This is a genomic window from Wolbachia endosymbiont (group B) of Pammene fasciana, assembly GCF_947251495.1.
Lineage (GTDB): Bacteria > Pseudomonadota > Alphaproteobacteria > Rickettsiales > Anaplasmataceae > Wolbachia.
On the sequence record NZ_OX366360.1, the window covers coordinates 352,477 to 371,183 of the forward strand.

15 protein-coding genes, 1 tRNA gene and 1 pseudogene are annotated in these 18,707 nt (G+C 34.5%); 9 read left to right on the plus strand and 8 right to left on the minus strand.

What is annotated here, in order from left to right; all coding sequences use genetic code 11:
• Positions 1–17 precede the first annotated feature (17 nt).
• Both OPR29_RS01610 and OPR29_RS01615 read right to left on the minus strand, forming a co-directional pair.
• Entirely contained in the window at positions 18–728 is a 711-nt protein-coding gene (locus tag OPR29_RS01610; RefSeq protein WP_052264645.1) for a triosephosphate isomerase, read from the minus strand.
• A 24-nt stretch (positions 729–752) separates the two neighbouring features.
• Positions 753–825 (minus strand) — tRNA-Thr (locus tag OPR29_RS01615).
• Positions 826–902: 77 nt separating this feature from the next.
• On the opposite strand from OPR29_RS01615, the gene rsmA reads away from it, so the two are divergent.
• Together rsmA and guaB are read left to right on the plus strand one after the other, a co-directional pair.
• Entirely contained in the window at positions 903–1,697 is a 795-nt protein-coding gene (gene rsmA / locus OPR29_RS01620; RefSeq protein ID WP_019236635.1) for a 16S rRNA (adenine(1518)-N(6)/adenine(1519)-N(6))-dimethyltransferase RsmA, read from the plus strand.
• Between the two features lie 123 nt (positions 1,698–1,820).
• Positions 1,821–3,308 carry an IMP dehydrogenase gene (gene guaB, locus OPR29_RS01625; RefSeq protein ID WP_012481851.1) on the plus strand — a complete coding sequence of 496 codons (1,488 nt, stop codon included), beginning with the start codon at positions 1,821–1,823 and terminating at the stop codon, positions 3,306–3,308.
• A 265-nt stretch (positions 3,309–3,573) separates the two neighbouring features.
• On the opposite strand, the gene rho is transcribed toward guaB, so the two are convergent.
• From rho to OPR29_RS01640, 3 genes and pseudogenes are all read right to left on the minus strand, one after another.
• Positions 3,574–4,980 carry a transcription termination factor Rho gene (gene rho / locus OPR29_RS01630; RefSeq protein ID WP_265025335.1) on the minus strand — a complete coding sequence of 469 codons (1,407 nt, stop codon included), beginning with the start codon at positions 4,978–4,980 and terminating at the stop codon, positions 3,574–3,576.
• A gap of 194 nt (positions 4,981–5,174) precedes the next feature.
• Positions 5,175–5,780 carry a cell cycle transcriptional regulator TrcR gene (locus tag OPR29_RS01635; protein WP_007301964.1) on the minus strand — a complete coding sequence of 202 codons (606 nt, stop codon included), beginning with the start codon at positions 5,778–5,780 and terminating at the stop codon, positions 5,175–5,177.
• A gap of 103 nt (positions 5,781–5,883) precedes the next feature.
• Positions 5,884–6,656 (minus strand): annotated as a pseudogene (locus OPR29_RS01640) (IS5 family transposase).
• A gap of 189 nt (positions 6,657–6,845) precedes the next feature.
• Between OPR29_RS01640 and OPR29_RS01645 the strand changes: the two are divergent.
• From OPR29_RS01645 to trpS, 5 genes are all read left to right on the plus strand, one after another.
• Complete coding sequence (locus tag OPR29_RS01645; protein ID WP_265025336.1) at positions 6,846–8,645, plus strand: peptidylprolyl isomerase; 1,800 nt, start codon at positions 6,846–6,848, stop codon at positions 8,643–8,645.
• A 134-nt stretch (positions 8,646–8,779) separates the two neighbouring features.
• Complete coding sequence (rpsP, locus tag OPR29_RS01650; protein WP_006015540.1) at positions 8,780–9,094, plus strand: 30S ribosomal protein S16; 315 nt, start codon at positions 8,780–8,782, stop codon at positions 9,092–9,094.
• Between the two features lie 10 nt (positions 9,095–9,104).
• The gene (locus OPR29_RS01655; RefSeq protein WP_265025337.1) at positions 9,105–10,091 is read left to right on the plus strand and encodes a polyprenyl synthetase family protein; all 987 of its coding nucleotides are present in this window, start codon (positions 9,105–9,107) and stop codon (positions 10,089–10,091) included.
• Between the two features lie 61 nt (positions 10,092–10,152).
• Positions 10,153–10,713, plus strand: coding sequence for a nucleotide exchange factor GrpE (locus tag OPR29_RS01660; protein WP_007301960.1), 561 nt, complete (start codon positions 10,153–10,155; stop codon positions 10,711–10,713).
• Positions 10,714–10,728: 15 nt separating this feature from the next.
• The gene (trpS, locus tag OPR29_RS01665; RefSeq protein WP_064085384.1) at positions 10,729–11,727 is read left to right on the plus strand and encodes a tryptophan--tRNA ligase; all 999 of its coding nucleotides are present in this window, start codon (positions 10,729–10,731) and stop codon (positions 11,725–11,727) included.
• A gap of 7 nt (positions 11,728–11,734) precedes the next feature.
• On the opposite strand, the gene OPR29_RS01670 is transcribed toward trpS, so the two are convergent.
• The gene (locus OPR29_RS01670) at positions 11,735–13,102 is read right to left on the minus strand and encodes a hypothetical protein (protein ID WP_265025338.1); all 1,368 of its coding nucleotides are present in this window, start codon (positions 13,100–13,102) and stop codon (positions 11,735–11,737) included.
• A gap of 392 nt (positions 13,103–13,494) precedes the next feature.
• Here OPR29_RS01670 and OPR29_RS01675 point away from each other — a divergent pair, with 392 nt between their 5' ends.
• Positions 13,495–16,170 carry a 2-oxoglutarate dehydrogenase E1 component gene (locus tag OPR29_RS01675; protein ID WP_265025339.1) on the plus strand — a complete coding sequence of 892 codons (2,676 nt, stop codon included), beginning with the start codon at positions 13,495–13,497 and terminating at the stop codon, positions 16,168–16,170.
• Positions 16,171–16,322: 152 nt separating this feature from the next.
• Positions 16,323–16,616, plus strand: coding sequence for a hypothetical protein (locus OPR29_RS01680; RefSeq protein WP_264375694.1), 294 nt, complete (start codon positions 16,323–16,325; stop codon positions 16,614–16,616).
• Positions 16,617–16,838: 222 nt separating this feature from the next.
• Here OPR29_RS01680 and OPR29_RS01685 read toward each other — a convergent pair whose 3' ends face one another.
• Positions 16,839–17,432, minus strand: a complete 594-nt coding sequence (locus OPR29_RS01685; RefSeq protein ID WP_265025340.1) for a TIGR02217 family protein — start codon at positions 17,430–17,432, stop codon at positions 16,839–16,841.
• Between the two features lie 53 nt (positions 17,433–17,485).
• Entirely contained in the window at positions 17,486–18,676 is a 1,191-nt protein-coding gene (locus OPR29_RS01690; RefSeq protein WP_265025341.1) for an OTU domain-containing protein, read from the minus strand.
• Between the last annotated feature and the right edge of the window lie 31 nt (positions 18,677–18,707).

Genomic DNA, 18,707 nt, shown 5'->3' on the forward strand with positions numbered 1-18,707 from the left:
GTATTTATCCTTTAGAATTAATTAAGAGAAAGTTTTTTCTCGACTTGTTGTATAATTTGATAAAAGTGATCAAAATCTAAGCTTGCACTACCAATTAAAACTCCCAATAGATTTGGAATACTGAGCAAGTTTCCTATATTTTCTGAGCTGACTGAGCCACCATATATAATGTGTTTTTTACCAGTACACAATTTTATTATCTCTATCACCTCAGCAATTGCGTCATTATTTGGCACATTTCCTGTTCCTATTGCCCATATCGGTTCGTATGCTATGGTATATTCACCTTGTGTTGGCAAACGGTTTTTGCATTGATATTCTATTACTTCTTTTGTTTTTTTATTTTTATAATCTTCTGAGTTTTCACCTACACAGATGATTGGGTGTAATCCTGATTCTATTGCTGTTTTCGATTTAAGTTTTATTTCACTATCTTTTTCATGAGCCCTTTCAGAATGTCCAAGTATTACGTAACTACATCCTAGTTCCTTCAACATTCCTGCACTAATTTCACCTGTGTAAGAACCGAACTCTTTATGATGGCAATTCTGTCCTCCTATTTTAATATTGTTGTTCAACTCTATATTGCTTGGAAATGATGTAAAAGGAGGGCAAATTACTAATTTAGAGGTAATTTCGTTGCTCTTGTTGTTAAGTTTGCCTATAAAGTTAACAAATGAAGAACGTGTTCCATTCATTTTCCAATTTGCTACTATTAAAAAAGACATCAATTTTTCTTATATGAATGAGAGTGCCGGCTGTCGGACTTGAACTGACAACCTACTGATTACAAGTCAGTTGCTCTACCAATTGAGCTAAGCCGGCATTAAATACACTGACAATATACAATTATTGATGAATTTTCGTCAACTAATTTTTAAAATACTGCATACTAAGATCATATGAAAAAATTTTTACTGAAGCCAAAAAAGAGTCTAGGGCAAAATTTTATTTTATCGAATGAGATAATAAAAAGAATAGTTGCCTTAGCTGGTAGCCTGAAAGATTTTAATGTTATTGAAATTGGTCCTGGGTATGGTGCGTTAACAAGAGAAATATTGGCATATAATCCAAAGTTTCTACTTTCTATAGAAAAAGATAGTAGTTTAGTGAAACATCACGAACAATTGCTAAATGAGCATCAGGGAAAATATAGAATTATAGAAGCAGATGCACTTAATGTTGTAGAAAAAGAGCTGGTAGAATGTCCAGTCAAAGTCATTGCTAACTTGCCTTACAATATCTCAGTAGCGTTATTTTTAAAGTGGTTAAATAATATAAAATTTTTTACGAATTTGACGTTAATGTTCCAAAAGGAGGTAGCAGAGCGTATTACAGCAGAACCTAATTCTAAAGATTATGGTTCCCTATCAGTGCTAAGCCAGTTACTATGCGACATAAAAAAGGAATTTGATATTGAACCTAAGGAATTTTTTCCAAGACCAAAAGTATATTCTTCAGTAATTACAGTAAAACCTTTACCCACTCCAAGATTTGCAGTAAATTTAGAAACCTTAACAAAGCTAACACGTGCTGTGTTCGCTCAAAGAAGAAAGATGCTGAGAAATAGCTTGCAAAGTATAACTAGTGATGTCTCAACTACTCTTGAGAATGCTAAACTGAGTGGAGACGAACGTCCAGAAAGCTTAACTATTGAGCAGTTCTGTTTGCTAGCAAATAATATAATTATGCGATAAATATATTAGGAGCTACATACCTCTTCTATCCTATTTTGATCTAAAAATAGCTGGAGCCAGGCTAATTTTGCAAAAGCTCTATTGCAATTTCATTAATTGGCGTATAAGCTTTAAATAAAGCATATGAAAAAAATGGAAGCTTGTTATTCGTTTGACGATGTACTTCTCTTACCGGCCTATTCTGATGTATTGCCTCGTGATGCAGACACAAGAACTTATCTAACAAATAATATAGAACTAAATATCCCTCTCATATCCTCTGCAATGGACACTGTCACTGAATCAGGCTTTGCAATAGCTATTGCCCAACATGGTGGAATAGGTTGCATACATAAGAATTTATCAATAGATGAACAAGTGTTAGAAGTAAGAAGGGTGAAAAAATATGAAAGCTGGATCGTGTATAACCCAATTACAATTTCCCCAGATAAAACAGTTGCAGAAGCAGTTTCATTAATGAGAGAGTATAATTATTCCGGCATTCCTGTAGTTGATCAACGCAAGTTAGTGGGAATTTTAACTAATCGAGATGTGAGGTTTATTGAAGACCAGAACATGAATATAAAAGTTTCCGAGGTAATGACAAAAGATAAGTTAGTAACAGTTCGAGAGCAGGCAGTAAATAGCGCCTCAGCAATGAAATTGTTGCATGCAAATAGAATAGAGAAGCTTTTGGTTGTTGATGAAAATTCTTGTTGCATAGGTCTAATCACAGTTAAAGACATCGAAAAATACAATAGATATCCAAATTCATGTAAAGACAGTAAAGGTCGACTCAGAGTTGCCGCTGCAATTGGTACTGGTAAAAAAGACGGTATAGAAAGATGTGAAGCTTTGGTCGAAGAAGAAGTTGATGTGGTTATTGTAGATACCGCTCACGGTCATTCCGAGAACGTTATCAGCACTATTAAGGAAATAAAAAAGATGTATCCGAATACGCAATTAATCGGCGGAAATATTACAACAAAGGAGGCTGCTGAAGCGTTGATTGATGCTGGTGTTGATGCAGTGAAAGTTGGAATAGGGCCAGGATCAATTTGTACTACCAGAATAGTTACAGGCGTTGGTATGCCACAATTCTCTGCGATCAAGAATATTGCAGAGGTTTGTAAAACAAAAAACGTCAGACTAATTGCTGATGGTGGAATAAAATATTCGGGAGATGTTGCAAAAGCTATTGCAGCTGGTGCTGATACTGTGATGATAGGTTCAATCTTTGCTGGTACTGAGGAAAGCCCAGGTGAGATTATCATGTATAAGGGTAGAGCATATAAGGAATATCGAGGAATGGGATCTATTAGTGCAATGAAACGAGGGTCAGCTAGCCGTTATTTTCAAGATTCAAAACTTGATTTAGTCCCACAAGGAGTAGAAGCAAGAGTTCCTTTTAAAGGTCCAGCTTCAGGAGTGATCTGTCAGTTAATTGGTGGGTTGCAAGCTGCAATGGGTTACACTGGCAACCGTAATATAGAAGAGATGAAAAAAAACTGCAAATTTGTCACTATTACTTCATCAGGGTTAAGAGAAAGTCATGCTCATGATATAATCATTACACAGGAAGCTCCAAATTACGCTTACCAAGCATCTAATTTATCATCTGATTCAGAGTAAATACAATCCCCTTTTGAGTGGGTCATTTCAACACTGGTACACAATTGATATTAATATTAAGAGTCAAAAAGATGTCATCTAAGTGGCTGACACTGGAAAATCGATTGTAAATAAACTGACTACATAAAATTTTTGATCAAAATCAGTGCTATAAGTTGGAATAGCAACTTAAGGTAGATTGCCAGCTTAATATATTTTGATAAATCCAAATTATTTTAGCTATAAGAGAGCTTTGCTTTTTTGCTCCATCAGAATTGGCTTACTTTTAGTGATTCATGGAGTTAAAAAAGTCAGCATTGCTCTTTGTTAAAAGTAATTTGTCACGTAAAAACTCCATTGCTTCAACAGATCCCATAGGGTTAAGTATCCTACGCAATACCCATATTTTATTTAGTATGGCCTTATCAACTAATAGCTCTTCCTTCCTTGTTCCGGATTTTGTAATATCAATAGCAGGGAATATACGTTTATCAGCAAGTTTTCTATCTAGTATAATTTCAGCATTACCTGTGCCTTTAAACTCTTCAAAAATAACATCATCCATTTTTGAACCAGTTTCTATAAGGGCTGTAGCGATGATTGTCAAAGAACCACCATTTTCAATATTACGAGCTGCTCCAAAAAAGCGTTTTGGTCTTTGCAGCGCATTTGAATCTACACCGCCGGTTAGAACCTTTCCAGACGAAGGAATGACTGCATTATAAGCACGTGCAAGACGAGTTATAGAATCAAGCAAAATCACTACATCTTTTTTGTGTTCAACCATTCTTTTAGCTTTTTCTATTACTATTTCAGCAAGTTGGACATGACGGTAGGCAGGTTCATCAAATGTAGAGCTTACCACTTCACCCTTTACAGAGCGTATCATATCTGTCACCTCTTCGGGTCTTTCATCTATAAGTAATACTATTAGTTCTATTTCAGGATGATTTGTAGCTATAGAGTGAGCCATTTGCTGAAGCAATATCGTTTTTCCTGTACGAGGTGGAGCAACTATCAATGCTCTTTGTCCTTTTCCAAGAGGTGTAACTATATCTACAGCACGCATGTTTATATCTTTTTTATTATCTCCGCTACTGTTGTTTTCAAGGATGAGGCTTTTTTCAGGATAAAGCGGAAGCAAATTATCAAAATGGACGTACTTTCTTAATTCACTGATTTCAGTAGAGTTTATACTTTGAACCTTAGTTAAAGTAAAATATCTTTCTTTATCACCAGGTGGCCTTATTTCTCCACATGCCATATCTCCTGTACGTAAATTAAACTTCTTTATTTGGCCATTGGAAATATAAACATCATCGGTACTTGGAGCATAATTTGCACTTGATGAACGTAAGAAACCAAAACCATCAGGCAATATTTCCACTACTCCACTTCCTGTGGTTATGCCTCCTTCTTCACTCATTTTCTTCATTAAACTGAATATCATTTCCTGTTTTAGCATCCTGCCATTGCCTTTACCACTAGTTGAAATTTTTCTTTCTTCAGCTAGCTCTAACAATTCTTCTGCTGTTTTCTCTTTCAATTCGCTCAGGTCCAATGTTTTCTTGTTTTTTTCAGCACCTTCACTGGTCATTTGTTTTACTGCGTCAGCATTATGAATTTGTTCGCTTTTTTCAGGTTGACCTACAACCCCTTCTTTTGCTAAGACATCTTCATTGATTGTTGTCATAATCCTCCAAAAATTTTAATTGATGCTTACTAACCTAAAACGTGAATATAAAACAATAAATTAGGCTGAGCTAGTTTTCAGTGCGTATTTAGACTTAATTATTATTAAACTAGATACTTTACTTGCATTATACTGATAAAAACTAACAAGTCAAGTCAATTTAATATTAACAAAGTACAAGAATTTGAGAATCATCAATAGCTATTATTTATATTTTTTAATCTTTGTTTCTTCTCTTCTTCTACTTTCGCTTTTTCTACTTCCGCTTCTAAATTTTCCTGGCTACATAAACCAAGTAGTACAGGATCTTGAGGTTTGATATTGAGTATGTTATGATGAGATCTATCTCTTACCTGCTCAACTGTGTAATTTGTTGTACCAACTAGCTTAGCTATTACATTATTGTTCAAGATAGGAAATTTTTTTACCAAATAATAAATCGCATTAGGTTTATCTCTACGCCTTGCTGTGGAAGCAAAGGCAAGAAAGCTAATCGTCTTTGCCCTTTTTTTCATATTTTTTATAATCAAATTTGGTACACGATTTGGATTTTTTTTGCAATTATCGATTTCTTTTTCAGTAATTATTTCAGAAATAATAGGGTCATACTTTTCAACTTCTATTTCCTCATCAGCTATGTCTTGTACTTTTTCAAGGGATAACTTGCAACATTGTGCTATTTGATCAAAAGTTAAGCTAGTGTTATCAACCAACCAAGCAGCTACTTGCATGAGAAATTGTTCATTTCTATCTTTATTGTCTTTAGAAGATTCCATTGACATCGAAAAAACATCTCCCATTTTAATATTCCTTTACTGTTATAGAAATAAAATATAAACCATTAAAACTAAAAAAGCATTAACTTTGTCATCCAATGGCTTTTTGGTTTATATTTCTTATCTCTTAGAACCTGTTCATAATCTTTTGAAGAGGAAAGAAGCAAAAGCAAATTTGTAGGCTAGTATTAAATTTACGCTCGCAATTTTTCCAAAGTCGCCTACATTTTTCCAACCAGGCAAAAGAAGATCTCTCAACAACCCATCTTTTTGGCAATACAGCAAAGGTGCTTCACCTCAACAGTTGCACCAATAGTTACTTTTATCTGTGTTGCAAAATTTTCTCCAGTGTAGCCTGCATCAACCAGTATGTTTTTAACTTCAGAGAGACTTTCTTTAGCATTTTTAACCATTGTCAAAGCACTGCTACGATCAGTTATTTCTGCCGTTGTTATATGAATTGCGTGTGTCAAACCTTGTGTATCAACTGCGATATGACGCTTTATTACTGAAATTTTCTTGCCAGCATCATAACCTTTTTCTTCAGCAGTATCGGTATTTTTTACACTTTGGGCATCAATGATGCAGAAGCTTGTTTTGGTATTTCGACCACTGTTCTCTCCAACCAATTTTTTTAAAGACAATTTCTAGAACATTTTCTCTATCTTCATTCGTTTTTTTACTCCATTTCTTGAAGTAATCGTAAAAATTTCGCCATCTTGGAAACTCTTTTGGAAGCATTCGCCATTGACAGCCACTTTTTAGTACATAAAGCACACCACAAAATAACTCATATAAACCTAATCTTCTTGGCTTTGTTTTCTTTCGCACGCTTTCTAAAATTAGTCTAATCTTTTCGAATTTTTCACAACTTATGTCACTTGGATATGTATTCCTCATACTTTACCTCATGTCAACTATACCTCATCTTACCATATTCAGAGATCACTTACAGGCTCTTAGGTTAATATAAGCTTCCATTCAATTTAATACACTACAATATTACATATATTAGCTAATTTGTTAATAGATTTACAAATATTAAATTATTGCTATTCTAAATTTAAGTGTTAGTTAACTAAGTTTACAATGAGTATTAGAAATTTTTTTACCAAGGCAATCGTTCTCCTTTTAGTTTGCTTATTAATCTTTATGGGGATTGGCAATCTTTTATCAAATGATGATGAAAGGAAAGAATTAGCTAAAGTAGGAAAGGAAGTTATAACATCAGATGAATATAAATTACTATATCAAAATTATAAAAAGCAAATTTCTGGATCTGATGTAAGTAAAGAACAAGTAAAAAAGCTGAAATATGATTTACTTAACGCACTTATAGAGCAAAAACTATTGTTTAACCTAATTAGCGAACTTGGATTAAAAGTTGGAGAAGAATCTATCAAAAGCCACATAAAAAATACCAAGTACTTTCAGGACGATAAAGGAGAATTTGACCATAATAAATTCCATCAAACTCTAAATAGCCTGCATATAACAGAAAAGGAATATATAGAAAAACTAGAGAAAATCCTGCCTGCAATGATGTTCATGACTTCGTTATTTAAAGATAATTATCCGGTAACTTTTGGTGAGAGTGTTGATGAGCAGATATACAAAAATCGCTACCAAACTAGAGTAGTTGATATTGTTAAAATAACTGAGAATGCAATTACAGACGTTCCTGAACCAGATGATCAAGCCTTACTTGATTTGTATGAAAGAAATAAGTCCAATTTTTATTACCCTGAGTATCGAACTGCGCAATACATTTCTCTGGATCAAAAATATTTTGAAGATCAAATCAGAATTTCAGATGAAGAGGTTGATAGTATAATAGAACATCAGGAACTTAAAAATCAAAGAGACATATTCAATGTGATATTTCCTACCAAAGAAAAAGCTGAAATAGCAAGAAGAGCACTTGAAGAAAGTAAAGCAAGCTTTGAACAAATAATAGAAGAGTTTAATAAAGTGAAACTCGATGAAACCAGAGTAAATAATATAACTAAGGATTTCTTACCTGAAAATATGAGAGAAAAGGTATTTGCTCTCAAAACAGGTGAAGTAAGTGAAGTTTTAACAAGCAATTTTGGATGGCACGTAATAAAGGTAGAAAGCATACATCAAATCTCTGATGAAGACTTGGTTGATTTAAAAAAAGACATAAGGTCAGTTTTAACCAATCAAAAGTCTTTTGAAAAAGTCAATGATTTCATAAATCAAGTGAATTATAAGATATACAATGGTGCAACGATTGAAGAAATCTCCAATAATTACAATTTACCTATACAAACCATTGGTCCAGTAGATGCTAGTGGGAAAGACCAAAGTGGTAATGAAGTAGGAAATTCCAGTGATTTCATTTCTTTCATTTTTTCACGCGAGAAAGATCAGAAGAATTATTTTAAGGGTGTTGGAGATACTGTTGTTGGTGTAAAAATCAGTGATATCGTTCCTCCTAAATTACAAAATTTTGAAGAAAGTAGGGAATCAGCCATAAAGCTTTGGCGTAGTGAATTTATAAAAGAAAGAATGTTTAAAATGGGACAAGAAGTAGCAGTTCAACTAAGAGAAAAGACAGATTTGGAAGAAATGCAAGGTATAAAATTGGTTAAAGGCCAGCAAATACAACGCAATGAACAAAACTACCCTTTTTCTTTCATAGAAGAGATTTTCAATATGAAAACAACTAATTCGGTAACAGATCCTATTCAATACAATAATGAAATTATAATAGGCGTTCTAAAAGAAATGCATTCATCAAATGGTAAATTAAACATGCTTGACACCGGAAAACGTGTGATGATATCGCTAAAGGAACAGTTAATTAGCTATCTAAAATCAAAGTATAGAGTAGAAGTTAATCATGCTATGATTGATGATATATAAAAAAGTTTATTATCTTCCTTTTATGAGTGATTGGAGGGGGCTATATTGTATTTTTAGGTAAAAGAGGTACAATTAGTTTGACTTGAGCTGTTTATTGTATTTAAATTGTAATTAATATATGAATAAAGGTTGACATGGCAGTTAAAATAAGGTTAGCAAGGTTTGGGGCAAAGAAACGTCCTTTTTATAGGATAGTTGTAGCCGACTCACGAGCACCAAGAGATGGGCGCTTTATTGAGAGAATAGGACAATATGATCCAATGTTGCCAAAAGACAATAAAAATCGTGTTGTGGTAAAAGCTGATAGATTAAAACATTGGCTAAGTGTAGGAGCGCAAGCAACTGAAAGGGTAATGTGGTTCATTAAAAAAGGCATAGTAGATTTAGAAACAGAATCGAAAAAAATAGAAAAGAAAAAAGTTGAGAAAGTACAAGGGCAAGAAGCATAAGTCCTCTTAAATGCTAAACACTGATTTAACAAAAAGTAGTAAATTAGATGATATTGTATCTTCTGATTTATTGGCTATGAATGACTTTATCTTCAAAAATGTCAATGATGAAGGTACTAAGCTTGCTACCGATATTACATCTCATCTTATTAATTCAGGAGGAAAAAAGATAAGGCCTAAGCTCATTTTTATTATGTGTAAAATGCTGAATTACTCTGGAGAGAGTAGGGTCAACATTGCTGCATCGGTAGAATTTATACACAACGCTACTTTACTTCATGATGATGTGCTTGATGAAAGTAAGGCACGCCATGGAGTTGCAACAGCAAATAAAATTTGGGGGAATAAATCAAGCATTTTAGTTGGTGATCTATTATTGACCTTAGCATTTAGATGGCTTATAGAATGTGGGAATTTAAGTGTTCTCTCTATTTTATCTAAGGCATCTAATTTGCTTGTCAAGGGTGAGATAAAGCAGATGACAACGCGTTTTGACCCTAGCACAATTAGGAAAAATTATTTTAATATCATTGGAGAAAAGACAGCATCTTTATTTTCTGCATGCTCCGAGGCTGCATCAGTAGTATCTGGAGCCACAAGTGACGAAACAGAGAGGCTAAGGAATTTCGGGTTTAATTTTGGTATGGCATTCCAAATAATTGATGACGTGCTAGATTATACTGCTAATCAAGGCACTTTAGGAAAGCAACTTGGAAAAGATTTCTTTGAAGGTAAAGTTACTTTACCTTCTATTATAGCATATGAAAAAGGCAGTCCATCAGAACAAAAATTCTGGGAGAAATCTTTTTCTTCAGCTAGACACAATTTTGACCAAGCATTACAATATATTAATCATCATAATGCCATTCATGTTTCTATGGAAGAAGCTAAACACTATATTAATATGGCGCAAAGTAATATTGATACTTTTTCTGATTCTCTTTATAAAACTGCTTTGATTGACTTTTTAAATGCAAGCATAGAAAGACAAGGATAGCTAACGCTTGATATTTTTGATTGATTGTTATATATTTATTAAGTTTGTAAGGGTGAATGATATGTCAGATAGTAATAAAGAGAAAAAAAAGAAATTTGCAGATATGGTCAGTAAACGAAAAGGGGATGATCAAGAAGATCAGCAAACAGGTGATTTAAGTGAAGAGCTTAATATATTAAAAGAACGTGCAGTTCAGCTTGAAGATCATTTACGTCGCGCTGTTGCGGATAATGAAAACGTTAAACGTATAATGCAAAAGCAAATTAGCGATGCAAGTGATTATGCAGTCACAAAATTTGCACGTGATATGATCGACTCTTGTGACAATTTAAAAAAAGCAATGGAAAACTTGAAAGATGGTGATCCTATTCATGAAGGAATAAAAGTGGCGCACCAAAAGATTGTGAGTGATCTAAAAAAACATGGAATAGAAGAAATAGATCCAATAGGTAACTCTTTTGACAGCAATTTACATCAAGCTGTTGTGGAAAGAGAAGATAATGAAAAAGAGCCTGGCACTATTGTAGAAGTACTACAAACTGGTTATACCATTAAAAATAGGTTGCTTCGTCCTGCAATGGTTATTCTTTCTAAAAAATCTGCTGATTGCGAAAGTAACTAATAAAACACTCAAGGTATGGAAGAAGTTGTCTTCTCAGGTATTCAGCCAAGTGGAGTATTACACTTGGGCAATTATCTTGGTGCAATTAAGCAGTGGATAGGCTTGCAGGATAAATATAAATCTCTTTTTTGTGTTGTTGATCTGCATGCAATCACAGCAAATAAGCTTCCCGCAAATGAATTAAAAAATAATATTTTTAAAGCAGCAGCAACTTATATTGCATGTGGAATAGATCCGGAAAAGTCGATTATTTTCAATCAATCCGCAGTTAGTGGTCATGCAGAATTGGGCTGGCTGCTAGGGTGCTATACACCAATTGGTTGGCTTAATCGTATGACTCAATTTAAAGATAAGGCTGGAAGCGATAGACAAAAAGCTTCTCTTGGGTTATATAGCTACCCAGTACTTATGGCTGCGGATATATTGCTGTATCAAACTAAATATGTTCCTGTTGGCGATGATCAAAAACAGCATTTAGAACTTGCACGTGATATTGCATCAGCTTTTAACAATCATTATAAATGTAGTCATTTCATCATACCTGAAATCTTAACTTTGGATTGCACATCAAGAATAATGAGCTTAAGAGATGGAGCAAGCAAGATGAGCAAATCTGATTCTTCAGAATACTCATGCATTAACCTTGACGATACAGATGACTTGATTGTCAAGAAAATAGAAAAAGCAAAAACAGATTCAATTCTAGGCTTTGATTTTGCTACTTTAAAGTGCCGTCCAGAAGTAAACAATTTGGTAAACATTTATTCAGTGCTTAGTGATTTAAATGTGGAAAAAGTGTGTGAAGAAGTGAATAAACATGATATGAAACACTTTAAAAAAGAGTTAGCTGACTTAATCATCAGTGTTATATCACCCATACGTGAGAAGTTGAACGGTCTTTTGAAGGATCAGCTCCATTTACATAAAATATTAAAAGAAGGTACAGAAAAAGCAGCAGAGATTGCAAATAACAATATAAAAAAGATCAAGGATATTATAGGGTTTGTTCAATAGGTTACAACTATTTCTTCCCATGGCTTTCAAATCGTGCAGCTATTTTCTTTACACTAACATGAGTGAGAAGAGGTTTTTTACTAACCGGAAGTTTAGAATCGGACTTTGCTGTTATGGGGTTCATTTTAGATCTTTTATTTCCTACCGGAAATGAGTGAGATTGGGAGGCAGTTTCTTGCGATGGTGCAGGATCTTTCTTCATACCGATATCTGCTTGTGTTGCAGGGGTGGCTTTGCTCTTAGCAACTTGATTTTGCTCAAACTTTCCTACTATTGACTTTACTCTACCGTCCTTCTTGCTATTTACTTTTTCTTTTATAATAACCGCTTTTACTTCTGATGATGCTTTATCAGCAGATTTTTTCAGGATTGGTTTACTTTCAGCTGATTTTTGCGAAGTCACTTCTACTATTATTGGTTTCGTGCTCACTTGTTGATCAACAATATCTAGCCTTTTAGGATTTGACAGTATTTCAGATTTATCTTCTTTAGTTTCTTGCTTAATTTCTTGATTGGTAGCGTTTAGCGCTGGTGGCTCTGGAGCCTGTCTCTTTTTATATCCTCTTCTTGTTCCTGCATTTTTCTTAGGTTTCGTTTTGTGAGTTGGCTCCTTTTTAGCTAACTTTGAGTCTTCCGAATCTTTTGTTGAAGATTTACTACTTTTCTCTTGATAATTTGATATTTCCTCATGTCCAGACTCTTCACTTAATGAACTTTCATAGCCTGAATCTTCAGGAGATACATTCTCTATTTCTGGTTTAAAGTGTACCTTTTTTGAGGCAGTAGGAGGTGGCGGAGGTGCTGTTGTTGGCCGTTTTATTCTCTTCATAACTAATTTTCCTACCGGCTGTTTTCCTTCTTGCAGCTTAGGAGTATCTTCCTTCTGCTTTGATGTCGTTTTATTTTCCGTGCTTACTTCGTATGATTTATGTTCTTTATTGCCTTTTCCACTCTGTTTCGAATCTAAAATTTCTTTAAGTCCTTTCTTGAATAGATTAATTGTACTTAAAATATTTGTGTATTCGGCTGCTTTTTCTATAGTGAAACCTGATAATTCATCACCAACAAAATTTTTTATGTCATTATCATTAGTTGGAATATCTTTTCCCAAGACTCTATCTAATATCCCTTTTAATGTTCCAATAAAACCGAGTGGCTTTGTGCTCAAAGGTTCTACATAATTATTCAAGTCGCTATATATAACAAATTTGGCTACATCTTTTGCGTTGTTTGTAAAATTCTTCAGAGCTTGAGATAAATCTTTCAGTGTTTCATCATATTGTTCATTAATTTTTTTTGTATCCTTCAGCTTTATGACTCTTATCAAAGAATTGAGATTTTTATCATAATTGTCACTTTTAAATAGATCACTCATACCAATTACTGTTTATCGTTTACTTAAATATAAATTCAAAGTATTAAGACCGAGTAAATGTTATATGACTTATCCTCTGACTCATAAACGCTTGCGTTCCTTAATGTGCAAAAAATTTCAATAATCTTCAATCAGCAATAGTATAGAAATCCAAAAAACAAGTAGCTAACACTGGAATCTAGGAATTATGATTGGGCACAAGTTGATGAGTATAGTTGTTTTATGTTGAAATACAGCATTTATGGAAAGATTAGATGTCAGTCTAGAATGACACCCTTTCTGGAAAACTCGGATTACAGTGTTTGTATAACTTAATAATTAGAAACTAAAGGAGTTCTTTTTTAAAAAACTTAAGTTATACTTATAAGTATTTGATATCTTTTGTAGTGATTATGCTAAGTCTAAGCTGCCTTTATGGTGATAATGCAGAATTTGTAGAAGAAATGTATAGCCGTTATCTGCAGGGCGATAAATCAATCGGGGAGGATTGGAATAGGATTTTTTCAAGCAATTTAGAAATGAATAAAACGGAAGCCTGCAATGCACAGCACGCAGTCAAGTCGGATGATTCAATTTCTAGCTTAGCAAATTTCTTCAGATCTTACGGTCATTTTTTTGCGGACTTAAATCCATTATCACCGCATGTAAATAAAGAAATAGATTATCAGAAATATTTGAATATCTCTCCAGCGCATGATGCTGAAATATATAGAGATATTTACTGCAAGAACATCGGGTTTGAATTTATGCATATTTCCTCTTATGAGGAAAGAGTGTGGCTGCAGGAGAAAATTGAAAATCAGGTCTATACGCTAAGCCCTCAGGATAAAAAAGAAATACTAAGGCACTTGATTGAATCTGAGATGTTCGAGCAATTTCTCCATATGAAATTTCCTGGATATAAGCGTTTTTCTATCGAAGGTGGGGAGTCAGCCATTGTTGCAATTGAAAGAGTTATTAGTGATTCTGCAGCTTTTGGTATTGAAGAAATAGTTCTTGGTATGGCCCACCGAGGACGGCTTAATGTTCTAACCAAAGTTATGGGGAAAGAATATGCGGCAATGCTGTCTGAATTTCAAGGCAATCTTGCATACCCAAGTGGTCTTGAGGTATCTGGTGATGTCAAATATCACCTTGGTTACTCTTCTGATCGAGCACTTGCTGGTGGTAAAAAAATACACTTAAGTTTATGTCCTAACCCATCTCACCTTGAGGCGGTAAATCCAGTTCTAGCTGGAAGAGTAAGAGCGAAGCAAAATATAAGATCTGTGCTTGGAGTGTCAATTCATGGTGATGCAGCTTTCATCGGGCAGGGAGTGGTTGCCGAAACCCTTACTTTGAGCAACATTGAAGGTTATACAGTAGGTGGTATCGTGCATATTGTTATTAATAACCAAGTTGGTTTTACCGCCAACCCATCCTGCGCACGCTCATCTTTTTATTGCACTGATGTAGCAAAATCAATAGAAGCTCCAATATTTCATGTTAATGGAGATAATCCAGAAGCTGTGAGTTTTGTTGCGAATTTGGCAATGGAGTATGTGCAGAAATTTAAAAAGGATGTGGTGATTGACATAATATGCTACCGCAAATATGGCCATAATGAAGGCGATGAGCCAAATTTTACTCAGCCACTTATGTATAAAGCAATATCAAAGCATAAAACTCCAGGCACGCTGTACGAAGAGAAGCTGACTGCAGAGAAAGTGCTAGGTAGCGATGAAGTAAGTAAATTACGCAGCGAATTTAGAACAAGATTGGATAAAAGCCTTACTGAGTCAACGACTTATACTCCGAAGAAAGCTGACTGGTTTGATGGAGTGTGGTTAAAACTCAGGAGAGCAAAGTTGAACGATTTGAGTGAATATTATACGGACTCTGGTGTTTCACCAGATGAGCTAAAAAAATTGGGCGTACACATAAATAGCAATATTCCAAGCAGTTTTAATATCAATAATAAGGTCAGAAAAATACTTGATGGAAGAATAGAAAGTATAAATTCCGGTAGCAACATAGACTGGGCAACTGCTGAAAGTCTTGCATTCGCGTCATTGCTTAGAGAAGGAATAGGAGTGCGCTTGTCAGGACAAGATTCTGGTCGCGGCACCTTCTCGCACCGTCATTCAAGACTTATCAATCAAGCAACGGAGGAAGAGTTTATTCCACTAAACAACATAAGTGAGAAGCAAGCTCGCTTTGAAGTTATAGATAGCGCACTATCTGAGTATGCTGTGATGGGTTTTGAATATGGATATAGCCTTGATTCTCCTTATTCACTTGTGCTCTGGGAAGGGCAGTTTGGTGATTTTGCAAATGGCGCGCAAATTATGATCGACCAATTTATCTCATCTGCAGAAACAAAGTGGTTGCGGTCAAGTGGTCTAGTTCTACTTTTGCCTCATGGTTATGAAGGGCAGGGGCCTGAGCATAGTTCTGCTCGTATAGAGAGGTTTTTGCAGCTCTGTGCAGAGGATAATATGCAGGTGGTTAATTGCTCTACTACTGCGAATTATTTTCATGCTTTACGCCGACAAATTAATCGAGATTTTCGTAAGCCTTTAGTGGTGTTTACACCTAAATCACTATTGCGTCATAAAAGCGCAGTTTCTAACCTTTCTGACTTTGAAGGAAAATTTCTTACGGTAATTCCAGAGTGTAGAACAGGTTTAGTTGCAAGTGATAAAATACGTAAAGTTGTAATATGTAGTGGTAAAGTTTATTACGACATAATTGAAATGCTTGAAGCACAAAAAATAAACGATATAGCAGTAGTGCGTTTAGAACAATTTTATCCATTCCCGGCCGATAAACTAAACAATGAACTCGAAAAATATAAGAACGCTGAAATTATATGGTGTCAAGAGGAACCAAAAAATATGGGAGGATGGTTCTTTGTCAACCCATTGATAGAAGAGGTATTGTCTGGCCTCAATGCTCAAGCAAAAAGACCTAAGTGCATTGCAAGACCTGCTGCTGCATCTCCTGCATGTGGTTATGCTAATATCCATGTTCAGCAACAAGCAGAAATTTTGAAGCAAGTTGTGCATGTACAATTGTGCAAACACTAAATGGCAATTGGTCAGGCTCATTAATTGTACCTAGATAACTTATAGCAATAAAAAAATTTCCATATCACAAAGAAGATTTTGGCAAGCAAAACTAGTTTACAGATTCTTAAACTTTATATTCTATAACTAGAATAAATTTTAAGGAGTATTTTATGAGTAATAATAACACTTTTCCATTACAATCCCATGCTATTACAAAAAAAGAAGAGAGACCAAATTCTCGAATAGAACTTAAGGTTGAAAATGACGAGCTTATTGATGTCAAAACAGGTGAATCTACTGGCAAAAATTATGAAGAATGCTTTAAAGTTATGCTAAAGAATAAAGATAATATTACACTTAACCAATACGATAGGCTTGAAGGAGAGTGCAATGATAGTGAATGCCAAGCTTGTATGGATGCATTTAATGCTGCTATAATAACAGTTACCTGGATTGAAACTTAAGACGTAAAGGTAGAGAGGCATTTTTAAGAATAAAATAAATGGAGTCAGAAAAATCAGCGAATATATTTTCGAATATTGTGCTTAATCTGAAATCAATAGTGCTCAATAGAATTTAGACATAGGCTCGTTGAGCCTATGTACACCCAGATAACTTACAGCAACCCTCGATAAATATATGGTTGATTACTGAGGCTTAGCATTGCTTATGGTAGCCCACTTAATTTATTTCACTTCCACCAAGGGAATATTGTTCCAGCTATTGCTGCCATAGTTATCAATAGAAGCGTTTAGGTAATCTGTATCAAAGCGTACTGGTACATCAAATTCGAAGCTTGCGGTGATTATTGTGCCTTTTGCTGGTGGTTTCATAAATTCTATTTCTCCAGTTGAATAATTTACTGAATATTTTTCTGTCTTTTCACCATCTAGGTAAATTTTTATTGTATCATGCACTGGCTTTTTAATAGTTCGTGTATGCTTGTCTTTTCCACTTATGTAAGTTTTCATCAGTTGAAAGATCGTTTTTTTATCGTCTCCTATGCCAATTTCTTGATTGATAACTGTAAAGTCTGACCAATCCTTAAAACGAAATCCTATTGCTTTACCTTTTCGTGCCTGAAAAAATGTTATGAGTTCTGTTAGCTGCTCGTTTGACCTAACTCCATAAGCTATGTTATACCTGGCACGTGCACGAGACCAATTAATATTGCGCTGCTCACAGCCATTATGAGTTGTTACAATGTCAGTGGAAAATTCCGGTCCTCCAGTGGAACCATAAGATATATTTTCTGGAAATCTAATTTCTGTAAATGACATATGCCCTCCTGTAAAAATAAAATTGAGTTGATATAGATGAAGTAGGAAAGATCTTAAATTTTTGAAGCTGCTTTATCAATCAGGCTATAAATTTTAAATCCCGTTTCTTCTAAAAAAGTAAAGGTGTTGTTTTCTCCTACCTTACCTTTCAGTTCGTTAATGTCTTGATGACTCTGCGTTAACTGATATGCACAAATACATGCAACAACTAAAGCCACTCCAGCAAAACATGCTAAAGGCATTGGTTGAGTAAAAACAGCAGCTATAGCAGATGCTGTGAATGCTATAGCTGTTATTACAGCAGCTATGCTATAAATAGCTTCTCTTCTGTAACAACTATTGATTAATTTCTTTTCTATTGCCTCTTGTTGTGTTTCTTGCCCTTGTTGATGAGAAATAGTAATTACTGTATCTGTATGAATTGGATCACTAGCGCTGGTATCAATTCTCTCTTTTTGTGTTTTTTGTTCTTTATGATCTTGCGCAATTGCTGCTTTGCTAGTTCTGATATTATATTGTTCTTCTTGCTCTGATTGATCAGAAGCAGGAACTTCTTTCACCTCACCAAAGATTTCTTCATTAGAAACTGGTTGACTTTCTGTTATATCTTCAGAAATTTCACTTAGGAGTGGCACAAAATGCCTCATGTAATTCACTACTCCTACAGTTTTTTTGCTACTATCTATCTCTAGTTGATTGAGATTTATATCTTGTATAAAAACTTCTGGATCATCATCATGTGCTGTAATTTTAGTTACCGTAACTTTTTGACTATCTTCCTCTATTGAATAAATATAAAGTTCCACTTTGTACTTGTCGCATATCATTCTACCTTCAATGTTTGGACGACCCCATATAGGTGCGTCAGCTGTATGTGTATTAGTAATATACTCTAAATATTTGAAAAAAGACTTCGCCTTGTCTTGCTTATTAAGTCCATTTTCGCTTATTACTTCTCCATCCGGATCTTTTTGAGGTACGAAATACTCTCCGGCATCTCTTATTACCGCTTTATAAACCCACTGATCTGGCTTTTTGTTTGCTCTAGCATAATCTGCGCAGTCTTTTCTTAATGATTTTGCAGTAAAACGATAATCAGGTTTTATGTTTAATTCATTCAATCCTTGAGCCACAGAGTCAAAAAAGCAATCCCCTGTCTTTATAGCAGCCCCGATTTTTAGCTTTTCAGGATAAGCGCTCTTTAGATTATGCAATAAATCACTTGATTTTTTGAAAAAGAGCAATTGGCTCTCTTACATAGTTAGAATCTCTCAT

What these genes read in the sequence shown, in the direction of transcription:
- OPR29_RS01675 (WP_265025339.1), top strand. Translation starts at nt 13,495, where the DNA reads ATGCTAAGTCTAAGCTGCCTTTATGGTGATAATGCAGAATTTGTAGAA.
- rsmA (WP_019236635.1), top strand. Translation starts at nt 903, where the DNA reads ATGAAAAAATTTTTACTGAAGCCAAAAAAGAGTCTAGGGCAAAATTTT.
- OPR29_RS01670 (WP_265025338.1), bottom strand. Translation starts at nt 13,102, where the DNA reads ATGAGTGATCTATTTAAAAGTGACAATTATGATAAAAATCTCAATTCT.
- OPR29_RS01680 (WP_264375694.1), top strand. Translation starts at nt 16,323, where the DNA reads ATGAGTAATAATAACACTTTTCCATTACAATCCCATGCTATTACAAAA.
- trpS (WP_064085384.1), top strand. Translation starts at nt 10,729, where the DNA reads ATGGAAGAAGTTGTCTTCTCAGGTATTCAGCCAAGTGGAGTATTACAC.
- OPR29_RS01655 (WP_265025337.1), top strand. Translation starts at nt 9,105, where the DNA reads ATGCTAAACACTGATTTAACAAAAAGTAGTAAATTAGATGATATTGTA.
- guaB (WP_012481851.1), top strand. Translation starts at nt 1,821, where the DNA reads ATGAAAAAAATGGAAGCTTGTTATTCGTTTGACGATGTACTTCTCTTA.
- rpsP (WP_006015540.1), top strand. Translation starts at nt 8,780, where the DNA reads ATGGCAGTTAAAATAAGGTTAGCAAGGTTTGGGGCAAAGAAACGTCCT.
- OPR29_RS01610 (WP_052264645.1), bottom strand. Translation starts at nt 728, where the DNA reads ATGTCTTTTTTAATAGTAGCAAATTGGAAAATGAATGGAACACGTTCT.
- OPR29_RS01685 (WP_265025340.1), bottom strand. Translation starts at nt 17,432, where the DNA reads ATGTCATTTACAGAAATTAGATTTCCAGAAAATATATCTTATGGTTCC.
- rho (WP_265025335.1), bottom strand. Translation starts at nt 4,980, where the DNA reads ATGACAACAATCAATGAAGATGTCTTAGCAAAAGAAGGGGTTGTAGGT.
- OPR29_RS01635 (WP_007301964.1), bottom strand. Translation starts at nt 5,780, where the DNA reads ATGGGAGATGTTTTTTCGATGTCAATGGAATCTTCTAAAGACAATAAA.
- OPR29_RS01645 (WP_265025336.1), top strand. Translation starts at nt 6,846, where the DNA reads ATGAGTATTAGAAATTTTTTTACCAAGGCAATCGTTCTCCTTTTAGTT.
- OPR29_RS01660 (WP_007301960.1), top strand. Translation starts at nt 10,153, where the DNA reads ATGTCAGATAGTAATAAAGAGAAAAAAAAGAAATTTGCAGATATGGTC.